The sequence below is a fragment of the uncultured Paraglaciecola sp. genome, from assembly GCF_937123705.1.
Taxonomy (GTDB): Bacteria; Pseudomonadota; Gammaproteobacteria; order Enterobacterales; family Alteromonadaceae; genus Paraglaciecola.
Window position 1 is genome coordinate 118,533 of record NZ_CAKZKO010000138.1, and the last position, 13,537, is coordinate 132,069.

Genomic DNA, 13,537 nt, shown 5'->3' on the forward strand with positions numbered 1-13,537 from the left:
GTTGTTGCATCGACCTAGCACGCTTCACTACCTAGGTATTAAAATGGCAGCGTCAGAACTGAACAACCGGTTAGACTATTTAATTAGTTACTCATCGCAACTTGTATTTGTTTGCAGCGAAAAAATTGCGCAAAAATCTCAGCTCATTGAAAGTTTCTTAACCCAGCAAAGTGAGCAAGCTGACTTAGCATTACTTACAGCACATGAATTGACACCTCTGGTCAGCTATCGAGAAAAACTGTTTCGTCAACTTATTAGTCCAAACCTAACCGCAGACTTTAGTCGACCTTTAAATCAATTATTGGCACCACTTAACAATCAAACTGGCGCAATCTTAATCAATATTTATCAAGCTGATAAGTTACCAAACAAGCTTGTAAAGGAATTATGGGATCTGGTGTTACAAAGCCGCTTTGCTAAAAACAAACACCTTCTCAATGTACTTCTTATCGGTGATTCAGAGTGGGCGGAATCTACTAAGCTAAGTTTGGGCTGTAACACAAAAGACCAACCCATAGTGTTAAACACTCAAATTGAGTTTCAATATCCTGAAACCCATGAATTTTCTGACCTTGAATCCTTCCTTCAAAATACACGTCAACAATTTGCGCAACGTGTACAAGAACGCCAGGTACAACTGAGCGAGTCAAAACCTAAGCCACGCTTAAATAAATTGTGGATCAAGCTTACTTTTGGTCTAATTTTTTTAGGGCTTTTTGCGGTTATAGTGAACTGGCAATATCCTCTAAAAATTAAAGATATGCAGTCCTATTTTGCCACCAAAATTGTAACGCCTAAGCCATTGAGCAACGCCTCAAAAGATACAATATCAAAGAAACCAGTCACTAACACGGGCCAAGAAGTCGAGCCACAAGTAGTTAGCACTGCTCCTTTAACCAGCACTAAAGATATTTTAATTACAGATTGGAGCAGCGCCAGTGCAAAACTCGTAAGACAGCCTAACCATGCACAGTTAGCATCCAATATAATCGAACATCCAAAAGATATTCAGGCACAGCCATCCCAAGAACAAGCACTGCAATCTCCTAACCTAAACCCTAACTTACAACGACAAACAAGAAGTATCCAAGGTGATGGAACTGAAAGTAGGATGGCTGCAATAACCAAGCACCAACCAGCCCTTTTAGAGAAAGCAAATATAACTCAAGAGAGAAATTCGCTACAGACTGAGCCTAGTTTACTGTTGGCGCTGCCTACAGAGCATTTTGTTATCCAAATAGCCGCTATGGCTAATCTCCAAGCATTGCAAGACTTTGTCGCTATTGAACAATTAAGCCATCAACTATGGTTGTATAAAACCCAACGCTACGGTGCAGATTGGTTTGTTCTAGTGAAGAACCAAGACTTTGCTTCTATGGAAGAAGCCAGAGTAGCCATTACTCAATTGCATGCTTCCTTGCGGCTAAATGCGCCTTTTGTTAAAAGTCTACGGCAAGTCAAACAAGAAATAAGTATCACAAAGTCCTAAGCTATTTGTTGTTTGTACTCGGTGCCGTTACAATTCGGCCTGACAAATTTGCAGCTCCGACTTGGTTGAAACATTGGCAGTAACAAAAGATAAGAAAAACAGAGCCTTTTTAAAATGGGCCGGGGGCAAATACAGCCTAATGGAAGACATTAACGCAAGACTTCCAAAGGCTAAGAAACTCATTGAACCTTTCGTTGGTGCCGGTTCGGTATTTCTTAACACCCAGTATTCTAAATATTTACTTAATGATATTAACCCCGACCTTATCAATTTGTACAATATTGTTAAGCACCAAGGTGCAGCTTACATAAAAGACAGCATAAAGCTGTTTACCCCAGACTATAACGACGAACTTCGCTACTACCACATAAGGCAAAGCTTTAATGAAAGTGAAGATATCTATGAGCGAGCGGTGTATTTTCTATACTTAAACCGCCACGGTTACAATGGCTTGTGCAGATATAACAATAGCGGAAAATTCAACGTTCCTTTTGGTAGATATAAGGCCCCTTATTTTCCAGAAAAAGAGCTTGAGTACTTTTCCGAGAAAGCACGGTTGGCCACTTTTACGTGCGAGCCTTTTGAGAAAATGTTTACCAGAGCGCGAAAAGGCTCAGTAATATATTGTGATCCGCCTTATGCGCCTATTAGCAAAACCGCTATGTTTAATAGTTATGCAACAGGTGGCTTTACCCTAGACAACCAGATAAAACTGGCATCATTGGCTCGGCATGCAGGTTACACTCGTGAAATTCCAGTATTGGTAAGCAATCACGACACAGAGTTTACCCGAGATATTTATCAGCACGCCGATATAACCAAGCTACAAGTGAGCCGTTTTATCAGTCAAAACGGCAACGCTAGATTAAAAGTTGCTGAACTATTGGCGCTCTATCAAAACTCAATTTGAATTAACGGGATTGGCTGGATGAATGACTTCATTATTTCCAGTACGAGACAGCAGCTCAAGTAAATCAATAAAATGAAATTGATAAGAACTTGACCCCCCAGCAAACCATTCAGACCAACTTATTTCTTGGGTCTGCTGGGAAGCACATCTATTGGCAGGGTGGCTGACTGGCAGCCCTTGAGCAAGCTCTAGGTTTTCAATGTGGCTGCAATAACTATTAACATCAACAAACAAAGTCTGGGACATATTAAAAAAAGCGAGAGCCGTTAACGTTACCCCAGCAAGAGTAAATAGCGATTTTGGCTTCGTATTCATAGTTTTATCCCGTTGACTTAATTTGTTACATTATACCATATGCAAACAGCAACAACCGCATTTCAACTGATTTACTGTGCGCCTTACCGTATACTGATTAGTAATACGCCTTAAACCGCTTTAAAGATCAAATGATTTACTTAGAGAAAAATACATCGCCTCATCGTCATCAAGATCAGAACCACTGAAGATAACTCCTACACCTAAATCAAAACCGCCAACTTCTGTCCCATAGGCCACTTCTAAGTATTCTCCTGCGAAGTCTTGCCCATAGATACCAACAGTAGCGGTAAAGCCATTCTTCTCAAGGGAAACAGTAGTGAATGAATAATCTCCTTCTGTTGCTGCCTTGTCACCTACTAGCCCGTCCCATTTGCCTTGATTATAACTAACACTAAACATCCCAAAGCCGGCATTTAAATTGATTTCATTGTATGCAGAGTCAAAGTCACCTGTATATTGATAACTCGTAACTCCAACTCCTAATGAAAGGCCGTTATCCAGTTCAAAGCCATAGCCACCGTAAAGATCAACTTCCAAGCCATCAGCTACATCTGCAACCCAAGTTCCTAGGCTAAAACCACCATTTTCATAATCCAAACCAACATTGGCTGAACCACTGCCGGTTTGCTGAATACCTCGATAGTGATATTCAGAAACATAGCCGACTTTTGCGCTCAAGCTGCCCTCAGCAAGTGCCAGTTGACTCACCCCATATGTCAATAGAATAGCGCTAGACATTAATGTTCTGTTTAAGGTTTTCATAAGTTTTCTCCGATTGTTTTCATATTTGATGAAGCACTTAACGCAAATCCAATGCCTAGATGTAACAAACCAAGATATTTAATCAAAACTTAAACTAAGTATTTGTTTTTAATATAATTATTTAATCATTATCCATTTGAATTTTATGGCTTTTTTCTTTTTTTAATCAATACAATGCACTATGAGTGAACAAATCATCACTTATGGTGCAGACAGTGCGCTTTTGTCTATTCGTTTTTTTCTGTAAAATATCGCTTTTTACTAGCGGGGAAAATAATGAAGCCTTATTTGATCGCACCTTCAATCTTGTCAGCCAACTTTACTAAGCTAGGTGAAGAAGTCGATAAAGTACTAGAAGCAGGTGCTGATGTGGTGCACTTCGACGTCATGGACAACCATTATGTACCCAATTTGACTATTGGCCCGCTCGTTTGCCAAGCTTTGCGCAAACATGGTGTAACGGCAGATATCGACGTCCACTTAATGGTGCAACCTGTTGATGATATGATAAAACAGTTTGCTGATGCTGGAGCCAGTTACATCAGCTTTCACCCAGAAGCATCCCAGCATGTGGATAGGAGTTTACAGTTGATTATCGATTCTGGCTGCAAACCTGGTTTAGTTTTCAATCCTGCGACGCCCTTACAGCTACTCGATCATGTCATGGACAAGTTACATCATATTTTACTGATGTCAGTCAACCCAGGCTTTGGTGGTCAATCTTTTATCCCACACAGTCTAGATAAGCTTAAACAAACTCGTGCCTTAATTGATGAATCTGGACTCGATATACGATTAGAAATTGACGGCGGCGTAAAAATCGATAATATTCGCGCCATTGCAGCAGCAGGTGCCGATATGTTTGTAGCTGGCTCTGCTATTTTTGGTGAAGCAAATTATCAAAAAGTAATAGAACAAATGCGCACTGAACTTGCTTTAGTGAATTAGCCTTAGGTTTGGATAACCAGCTATTTTTTTCAACATAAAATATAAGTAGAACAACTCAAGATGACTAAACCTATTGTACTTAGTGGCTGCCAGCCTTCAGGACAACTTTCCATTGGTAATTATATGGGAGCACTACGTCAGTGGGTCAATATGCAAGACGATTATGACTGCTTGTATATGCTGGTTGATTTACACGCAATTACCGTAAGGCAAGATCCTAAAGCGTTACATCAAGCTTGTTTAGATGGCTTAGCACTATATATTGCTTGCGGCATCGATCCAGCCAAAAGTACAGTTTTCATGCAATCTCATGTCCCTGAACATGCGCAATTAGCTTGGTTGATGAATTGCTATACGCAGATGGGTGAACTAAATCGCATGACACAGTTTAAGGATAAGTCAGCGAAGAATGTGTCAAATATCAATGCCGGTTTGTATTCTTATCCGGTTTTAATGGCCGCAGACATTTTGTTGTATCAGGCCAATCAAGTACCCGTTGGCGACGACCAAAAACAACATCTGGAACTCGCAAGGGATATAGCCACGCGGTTTAACAATGTATACGGCGAAACATTCAGTATACCTGATCCCTATATTCCGGAGTTTGGTGCGCGAGTAATGAGCTTGCAAGATCCAACCAAAAAGATGTCTAAATCAGATGACAACGTCAATAATTTTGTAGGTTTATTGGAAGATCCAAAAAAGATCACCAAAAAAATTAAACGAGCCGTAACAGACTCTGACGACCAAGCACGTATTTATTTTGACACCGCAGAAAAACCTGGTGTCTCCAATTTGTTGAGTTTGTTGTCATGTGCAACGGGCACTTCAGTTGAAGCATTGGTCCCTAGTTACGAAGACAAAATGTATGGACATTTAAAATCAGATGTAGCCGATGCCATTGTTGCATTACTCGAACCTATTCAGCAAAAATATCAACTGCTACGGGCTGACCAAACTGAATTGAACCGGATCATGAGCGAAGGTGCGGAAAAAGCCAGTCAACGAGCAGCTATAACCTTGGCTAAGGCCTATGAAGCGGTAGGTTTTGTCAGACGACCGTAATTTAGTAATTGGTTAAAACAGACCATGCTGCTGTTAATTGACAACTATGATTCATTTACTCACAATCTAGCGCGCTATTTTAAAGAGTTGGGACAAGACGTAGTCGTTGTGCGTAACGATGAAATCAGCTGCCTTGAGATAGCGGAATTACACCCCAACTATTTGGTTTTGTCACCTGGCCCTTGTACCCCTGATAGCGCAGGAATAACCCTTAAAGCGATAAAACACTTTGCAGGCCTAGTTCCGATTTTAGGGGTATGTTTGGGACACCAAGCTATAGGCCAAGTATTTGGTGCAAAGGTGATTAAAGCGCCGCAAATAAAACATGGGAAAACGTCACAAATATACCATTCCCATTCAACTTTATTTACAGATGTGGCTTTGCCCTTTAACGCTACCCGTTATCATTCCTTGATATTAGAAACAGATAGTGTTCCAAAGGACTTTAGAATAACGGCATGGTGTCATCAAAGTGATAACATTGAAAACAACGATTTAAGCTTACAGCCACAACAAAAACAAGTTATGGCGATTGAGCATAACACTCTGCCAATTTTTGGTGTGCAATTTCATCCCGAATCTTTATTGACTGAATTTGGTCATTGCATACTTAATAATTTTCTGAACAGCTATAATAACGCTGATACAGAGAAATGGTAGTGATAGAGATTTAGCTACTTCAATGACACATTTAATGCCAACTTAAGTGTTTTGTTACTAGATAAACATTATTAATCATCAACATCATTTTAGAAGACAATAGTAACCAATGAGTTTACCAAAAAATGTAGAAGAGCTTGTTAAGGATCGTTTTGAAAGCTTATTTTTAGATATAAAAATGGCCAAACGAAGCTTGGTAATTGACGATAAACCTAAACTTACTGCCATTGAACTTGAGCAAAGTAAAACAGCTAGAGCACTTCTCCACGTAGAAAAGCAAGCAATTCAAAAGAAGGACTTGAATGAAAAGTCCAATCTAGACCTACTTAGCGCCATGGGGGATCAGGTCAATGCCGCCGTAGAAAAGCACCTTAAGGAAAGTCTTGAAGACACCGAGCTGTTATATTCAAAAGTAATGGGAATAGACCATGCTTTGCCTAAGTTACTCGACTTAGCCTGTACCAAAGCCGCTACGATCTCAAAAATTGAACCGCTGGCTACCGAACTGCCTTGGCTTTATAGTGATTTAATGAAGTTTGCTAACAAACCTAGTAACCGACGCACAGATCAAACCGGTAAACCCGTATTAGTTGAAACTTTGCGAGTAGGTTTAAATATCTTTGGATTAGAAAACTTAACTTTTGTCCTTACCTATCTGGCTTTCAAGCGGTCGTTACCTCAAATCACCGATCCTTACCCAGAAATAAAACACAGAATATGGGAGGAGGCCTTGGCCACCGCTATTTCTTGTAAACAAATCGCCTCTGTCGTTGGCGTTAATCAATACCAAGCTTTTTGCTTAGGCATGTTTCATATGATGGGCAAAGTGGTTGTGACCAAATTGTATTTCAGATTATTTGAACGCGAACAGCGCAAAGCCGTTACCGAAACACAAAAAGCGCTTAAACATAATGAACATACCGCTTTGACAAGAATGACTCCTTCGGGCCCATTTCTGAATCATTTAATCGATCAATATGCACTCGATATCAGTGCCAAACTCATTGATAATATGTCAATGCGAAGGGTATTTATCTCTCTAGCAATGCATGAAACGGCAAATGATCATGAGATATCCAGCCTGTCACCTTTGGCACTGGTATTAAAGCAGGGTAATGCTTATGCCCAATACCGTATGTTAAAAGAGCACAACTTAATTGATCTTCAGCAGTCGAAAGACTTTATACGTACTTTAAAGATGCCGAAAGGCGCTTTAGAACTGCTGAGAAAAACAAACTTGCGCGCTCTTGATCTGAGCATCAACAACAACTAATTTTTTTAAGCATATTCATGCAACAACGGCAGAACCACTAAAAGGCTCAATAATAGTGCTCTGTATTGAGACAGTATGAGTATCCGCAAGCCAAAAGTATCAACACTCATTAGATAGTTATTCACTATTCATGCAAAACTAAGTGAACCCTTTAAAAATGCCGCTTTGCATTGAAGTTCTGTAAAGACAAGTGTCAATCCTTCTGCCATAATGTCGCTCTTTTTGTATCCAAAACACGACTCCAGTAAGGCAATAGTATGAATGTAACTCGCGACTTATTTAACGAAGTAATGGTTCCTAACTATAATCCAGCGGCAATTATTCCGGTAAAAGGATTAGGCTCTCGCCTGTGGGATCAGGCTGGTTCTGAATATATCGACTTTGCCGGTGGCATTGCGGTCAATGTTTTGGGACATTGTCACCCTGATGTTGTTGCAGCCCTTAAGTCCCAAGGTGAAACGCTATGGCATTTGAGTAACGTTCTCACCAATGAACCTGCCCTTCGCTTAGCTAAAAAGTTAACCGATGCGACTTTTGCTAAAAAAGTCTATTTCGCTAATTCAGGTGCCGAAGCCAATGAAGCAGCGCTAAAACTAGCTCGACGTTTTGCTCTTGATCAATTTGGTGAACAAAAAAACCAAATTATTGCTTTTAAGCAGGGCTTCCATGGCCGCACTTTTTTCACTGTTACTGTTGGTGGACAAACAAGCTATTCTGATGGCTTTGGCCCTAAGCCAGGCGCTATTGAACACGCAGATTATAACGATCTGGCCAGCCTCGAAACGTTAATATCCGACAACACTTGTGCGGTAATGATGGAACCTTTACAAGGTGAAGGTGGCATTATTAGCCCTTCTGCAGATTTTGTAAAAGGTGTTCGTGCCTTATGTGATAAGCATAACGCTTTACTTATTTTTGATGAAGTACAATCAGGTATAGGCCGTACAGGCGACCTGTATGCCTACATGGGACTGGGCGTTACACCAGATATCATTACAACGGCTAAAGCGTTAGGTGGCGGCTTCCCAATTGGCGCAATGTTGACCACTACTGAGATTGCTCAGCATTTAAAAATTGGCACTCACGGCAGTACTTATGGTGGAAACCCACTGGCTTGTGCAGTGGCCGAAACCGTATTAGATATCGTTAATACCCCAGAGGTATTGAGTGGTGTTAAACACAAAGAACAGCTTTTCCGAAAAGGCATTGAAGCCATCAATCAGCAATACCATTGTTTTTCAGAAATCCGAGGGAAGGGCCTACTATTAGGTGCAGTATTGAGTGAAGACTTTGCTGGGCGTGCTCGTGACTTTTTGGTTGCCTCAGCAGAGGAAAAACTAATGTGTTTAGTGGCTGGTGCTAATGTGGTGCGTTTTACACCCTCTTTAATTATCCCTGATGAAGATATTCAAGAAGGTCTTGCACGTTTCGAGCGAGCAGTAGCAAAAGTAGTTAATAGCTAAGCAACCTATAAGCGAGTAAGCGAAAAATGAAAGTCATTCGCCCAATCCAACATGACGATTATGCGTCATTACATGCAATTGCCCAAGAATCAGGGGTAGGTTTTACGTCGTTGCCTGTCAATGACGTATTGCTAAAAAGTAAAATTGACCAATCAAATCAAGCCTTTGCAAAAGACGTTAGCCAGCCAGCAGATGAAAGTTACCTGTTTGTGATGCAAGACCAAGATTCCAAAGAGGTAGTTGGCACAAGTGGTATTGTAGCCGGTGTGGGGTTAGATGATGCATTCTATCATTACCATTTAAGCAAAGTGGTACATGCATCTCGTGAATTAAAAATTTATAATAATGTTGATATTTTAACCTTGTGTAACGATTACACCGGCGTTTCTGAAATATGTACCTTATTTTTAAGACAAAACGCCCGCCAAGGATTGAACGGAAGATTATTATCTAAATTTCGTTTTCTATTTATGATGGAGCACAGAAATCGTTTTGCTGAAACAATTATAGCGGAAATGCGCGGTATCAGTGATGAAAGCGGCGAATCACCTTTTTGGCAATGGTTGGAAGAACATTTCTTTTCATTGGATTTCCCGACAGCCGACTATCTTACAGGCATTGGACAAAAACAGTTTATTGCTGAGCTTATGCCCAAATATCCCATCTATGTAAAACTGTTAAGTAAACAAGCTCAATCGGTTATTGGCCAAGTGCATGAAAAAACCAAGCCTGCATTACAACTCCTTGAACAAGAAGGGTTTAGTTGTCGAGGTTATATCGATATTTTTGATGCTGGCCCCACAGTTGAAGCAAATTTAAAACATATCCGCACCGCACAAACTAGCAAAAAAATGCCTATCAAAGTGGTTGATAATATTGACGCCAGTCAAGATCACTTTTTTGTTATTAATACTGAAGTACAAGACTTTCGTGGCCTATGTACTCAACTCGTTGTCGATACTGAACATGCCATTATTGGTCAACAAGCAGCCGAGGCACTCGGTGTAACTGATGGCGATAACATTCGCTTTGCTCCTACCCATTTCAGGACGTAACCATGAATAAACACACACATTTTATTGCTGGCAACTGGCTTGCCGGTGACGGTCATGACATTCAATCTATAGATCCAGCCAAAAAAGACATTATTTGGCAGGCAAAATCAGCCACTCAACAACAAGTTGACTCAGCGGTTAACGCGGCTCGCTCCGCCTTTGTCGAGTGGAGTAACCTGTCCTTTGACGAACGCCTTGGCTATGTGAAAAAATTTGCTGAGTTACTCGGAGAAAACAAACAAGCATTGGCTTTAAATATTGCTCAAGAAACGGGCAAACCCTTATGGGAAACCGCTACAGAAGTAGGTGCCATGATTGGTAAAATCGGCCTATCTGAAAAAGCCTATCACGAGCGTACCGGCACAGTTGAAAATGCTATGCCTTTAGGCAAAGCCTTTATTCGCCACAAACCTCATGGCGTAGTCGCAGTATTTGGTCCTTATAACTTCCCTGGGCACTTACCCAATGGACATATAGTACCGGCGTTGTTAGCAGGTAATACTATAGTGTTTAAACCGAGCGATCTTACCCCCGTGGTAGCAGAAAAAACCATTGAACTTTGGCAACAAGCCGGTTTACCCGCTGGCGTGTTGAATATGGTGCAAGGTGAAGTAGAAACAGGCAAAGCCCTAGCCTCTCATAATGGCTTAGATGGCCTATTTTTTACAGGAAGCTCTCGAACTGGTAAATTACTGCACGAACAATTTGCTGGGCACCCAGGTAAAATATTGGCCTTAGAAATGGGTGGAAATAACCCCTTGATCGTCAAAGATGCGGCTGACACAAATGCCGTGGTGCACGACATTATTCAATCAGCTTTTGTTACCTCTGGCCAACGCTGTACTTGTGCTCGCCGTTTGTTTATTCAACAAGGCGAAGCGGGTGATGCCGTACTTAAAAAGTTGCTAGAAGCCACCAACAATATTCAAGTAGGCATGTATGATGCCGAGTCACAACCTTTTATGGGAGCAATGGTTTCGCAACAGGCCGCGTCCTTGATGGTTGCTGCCCAGCAGCAGTTGCTCACCCTTGGTGCTAAGCCTTTAGTCGAGCTTAAGCACCTCGATCCAGACTCAGGGTTTGTTAGCCCAGGTATTTTAGACGTGACCGACATTCTCACTGATATGCCCGATGAAGAGCACTTTGGGCCATTACTGAAAGTCATCCGCTATAGTGATTTTGACCAAGCTATAGATGAAGCCAACAATACCAGTTTTGGTCTTTCTGCAGGGTTATTAGCTGACAGTGCCGCAAACTACCAACATTTTTATCAGCGTATTCGCGCTGGCATAGTCAACTGGAATAGACCTATTACCGGCGCCAGTGGCGCAGCGCCTTTTGGTGGTATTGGTGATAGTGGTAACCACAGAGCGAGTGCGTACTACGCTGCCGATTATTGCGCGTTCCCAGTGGCATCTGTAGAATTGGAAAAGACAACATTACCTGGCACCTTAAGCCCAGGCTTAAGTATTTAAGATTAGAGGAAGAGTTTTAGTTTTATGCATAACAAAATAGAAAGCTTATTTAGCCAGTTATGGCAAGACTATATAAGCATTACGCCTTCGGCAAAAAAAGTACACGATTTGTTAGAAGGCTATGAATTTGAGCATTCTGGAAAAATAACCAAGTTGGTAAATGATCATATTGCGTTACGTACCTTTAATATCGATAAGATTAATTTGGAAAAGCTGGCGGCGCATTTCATCGCACTAGGCTATACCGAACAAGGGCAATATGACTTTGCACAAAAGAAACTTCGTGCGAAGCACTTTGAACATGCAGACGATACCCAACCTAAAGTCTTTATTAGTGAGTTATTGGTAGAAGAAATGCCTAATGACGTACAACAAATCATTTTTAAAATGACCGATGGCATGGCTGACGACGTGGCACAACAGGATGATTTTCTGTATTCAGGTACCCATTGGCAAGTGAGCACTGATGAATACGAGACCCTAGTAGCACATTCTGAATACGCCGCTTGGATGTCTGCTTGGGGCTTTAGAGCCAACCACTTTACCGTTAGCCTTAACCATATGGGTCACTTTGATTCACTTGCACAGATGAATAGTGTATTGAAAGAGTCAGGTTTTGTTTTAAATAGCTCAGGCGGTGAAACCAAAGGTGGTCCAGAGGTATTGTTAGCACAGTCATCCACAATGGCAGACAAAATAAAAGTAGAATTTGCCAACGGCAACAAGCTAGTCCCAAGTTGTTTTTATGAATTTGCCCAGCGCTATCCCATGACATCGGGTGGTTTATACCAAGGCTTTGTAGCGGCTTCGGCAGATAAGATATTTGAAAGTACCGACACCTAAAATTATAGGTATTGATATTACGGTATCTTAAAACGCAAAAAGCCAGCTAAAAGAAGCTGGCTTTTTACTAGTAGGCATAAACTAAACGGTAAATGAGGAACCACAACCACAAGTGGTTGTTGCATTAGGGTTAGTCACTAAAAAGCGAGAACCTTCTAATCCTTCGGTGTAATCTACTTCGCCACCCACTAAATATTGTAAGCTCATAGGGTCAACCACTAAGGTTACCTCGTTTTTGTCAATAGTGGTGTCGCCTTCATTGACCTTTTCATCGAAGGTAAAGCCATATTGAAATCCCGAACAACCGCCACCCGTTACATATACCCGTAATTTTAGATTGGGATTTTCCTCTTCTTCAACCAAAGATTTTACTTTTCTCGCGGCGGCATCAGAAAACTCTATGGGTAACGCAACTTGCACTGTCATAACTTGTCTCGGTATTAAAACGGATTACTCTTTATACCGCGGATTATCTAATACCCGACTATTATGGTCAAGTATTCACTTAGACTAATTAGTTCGAATTAAAGTAATTCGTCGCTGCTAATTTTGACTATCGTTTACTAGCCAATCGAAAACTGTGGTCAACTCACCTTTTTTACGCTTAAACTGAAAGATATCAGCATGCACTAAAACTTGCTCAGGTTGAAAACCTTTTGGCAATGTCACTTCACCTTCTATTACCTGAAAATATTTAAAACTAAAAGCTAGCTTCTTTTGCTCCTGATTATGAAGCAATGAATCAAGTGAATACTGCTTGGTTTTGCCGTTTTCACTACCTACTAAAGTAACTTTTAAATTTCCCTTGAGCGTGTTTTTTGTTTTATTTTGCTGCATCAACACTAGCTCAAATCGATACGAGCTTTCACTTAAGGCAGACTTAATATGAAAGCCATCTATTATAAATCCTTGTTCGTTCAATTCAGGCGCCATGACTTTTTGATAGAAAGCTAATTGAGTACGCAAATCATTTTCTATATCGATTCTCTTATCAATTTCCGCAAAGTGCTGCTGCTTTTCAAGCCTAGCGACTTCAAGCTCTACCCCTAAAACATTGAGCTTTTTTATTAACTGTTCATTTTCTACTTTTAGATTACGAATACTTCTTTCATGAGTCGCTACAGCCATCTTTTGTTGGGTATAGTGACTATTACCCCAGAAAAAGCCTAGGTATAAAATCGCAGCTGTTAGGGCGATAAAAATCAGATAAAACTGAAATGGCCCTAGCTTGTTTTTTAGTTTATAAATAGTCAATTTTTGCCCTTTAAAGCAACGA

Annotated in this window: 14 protein-coding genes; 10 read left to right on the top strand and 4 right to left on the bottom strand. The window is 40.8% G+C overall.

The window, feature by feature from the left end; all coding sequences use genetic code 11:
* Positions 1 to 43: 43 nt before the first annotated feature.
* Both Q0688_RS17685 and Q0688_RS17690 read left to right on the top strand, forming a co-directional pair.
* Positions 44 to 1,489, top strand: a complete 1,446-nt coding sequence (locus tag Q0688_RS17685; RefSeq protein ID WP_299080006.1) for a DamX protein — start codon at positions 44 to 46, stop codon at positions 1,487 to 1,489.
* A gap of 73 nt (positions 1,490 to 1,562) precedes the next feature.
* Positions 1,563 to 2,399, top strand: a complete 837-nt coding sequence (locus Q0688_RS17690; protein ID WP_299080008.1) for a Dam family site-specific DNA-(adenine-N6)-methyltransferase — start codon at positions 1,563 to 1,565, stop codon at positions 2,397 to 2,399.
* Here the strand turns inward: Q0688_RS17690 and Q0688_RS17695 are convergent.
* The gene (locus Q0688_RS17695; RefSeq protein WP_299080011.1) at positions 2,391 to 2,714 is read right to left on the bottom strand and encodes a hypothetical protein; all 324 of its coding nucleotides are present in this window, start codon (positions 2,712 to 2,714) and stop codon (positions 2,391 to 2,393) included. The genes Q0688_RS17690 and Q0688_RS17695 overlap by 9 nt on opposite strands.
* 120 nt (positions 2,715 to 2,834) lie before the next feature.
* Complete coding sequence (locus Q0688_RS17700) at positions 2,835 to 3,479, bottom strand: TorF family putative porin (protein WP_299080014.1); 645 nt, start codon at positions 3,477 to 3,479, stop codon at positions 2,835 to 2,837.
* Positions 3,480 to 3,755: 276 nt separating this feature from the next.
* Here Q0688_RS17700 and rpe point away from each other — a divergent pair, with 276 nt between their 5' ends.
* From rpe to Q0688_RS17740, 8 genes are all read left to right on the top strand, one after another.
* A complete protein-coding gene (gene rpe / locus Q0688_RS17705; protein WP_299080016.1) occupies positions 3,756 to 4,427 on the top strand; it encodes a ribulose-phosphate 3-epimerase in 672 nt (223 codons plus the stop codon).
* A gap of 60 nt (positions 4,428 to 4,487) precedes the next feature.
* Positions 4,488 to 5,492, top strand: coding sequence for a tryptophan--tRNA ligase (gene trpS, locus Q0688_RS17710; protein ID WP_299080018.1), 1,005 nt, complete (start codon positions 4,488 to 4,490; stop codon positions 5,490 to 5,492).
* Between the two features lie 24 nt (positions 5,493 to 5,516).
* Positions 5,517 to 6,152, top strand: a complete 636-nt coding sequence (locus tag Q0688_RS17715) for an aminodeoxychorismate/anthranilate synthase component II (RefSeq protein ID WP_299080020.1) — start codon at positions 5,517 to 5,519, stop codon at positions 6,150 to 6,152.
* A gap of 109 nt (positions 6,153 to 6,261) precedes the next feature.
* A complete protein-coding gene (locus Q0688_RS17720) occupies positions 6,262 to 7,425 on the top strand; it encodes an HDOD domain-containing protein (protein ID WP_299080023.1) in 1,164 nt (387 codons plus the stop codon).
* A 257-nt stretch (positions 7,426 to 7,682) separates the two neighbouring features.
* A complete protein-coding gene (locus Q0688_RS17725; protein WP_299080026.1) occupies positions 7,683 to 8,888 on the top strand; it encodes an aspartate aminotransferase family protein in 1,206 nt (401 codons plus the stop codon).
* Between the two features lie 26 nt (positions 8,889 to 8,914).
* Positions 8,915 to 9,943, top strand: a complete 1,029-nt coding sequence (gene astA, locus Q0688_RS17730) for an arginine N-succinyltransferase (protein WP_299080029.1) — start codon at positions 8,915 to 8,917, stop codon at positions 9,941 to 9,943.
* A 2-nt stretch (positions 9,944 to 9,945) separates the two neighbouring features.
* A complete protein-coding gene (gene astD, locus Q0688_RS17735; protein ID WP_299080032.1) occupies positions 9,946 to 11,418 on the top strand; it encodes a succinylglutamate-semialdehyde dehydrogenase in 1,473 nt (490 codons plus the stop codon).
* A gap of 24 nt (positions 11,419 to 11,442) precedes the next feature.
* Positions 11,443 to 12,261: a DUF1338 domain-containing protein gene (locus Q0688_RS17740; protein WP_299080035.1), complete on the top strand. Its 819-nt coding sequence runs from the start codon at positions 11,443 to 11,445 to the stop codon at positions 12,259 to 12,261.
* Between the two features lie 81 nt (positions 12,262 to 12,342).
* On the opposite strand, the gene erpA is transcribed toward Q0688_RS17740, so the two are convergent.
* Positions 12,343 to 12,687, bottom strand: a complete 345-nt coding sequence (erpA, locus tag Q0688_RS17745) for an iron-sulfur cluster insertion protein ErpA (RefSeq protein ID WP_299080038.1) — start codon at positions 12,685 to 12,687, stop codon at positions 12,343 to 12,345.
* A 117-nt stretch (positions 12,688 to 12,804) separates the two neighbouring features.
* Complete coding sequence (locus tag Q0688_RS17750) at positions 12,805 to 13,515, bottom strand: DUF6776 family protein (protein ID WP_299080041.1); 711 nt, start codon at positions 13,513 to 13,515, stop codon at positions 12,805 to 12,807.
* Between the last annotated feature and the right edge of the window lie 22 nt (positions 13,516 to 13,537).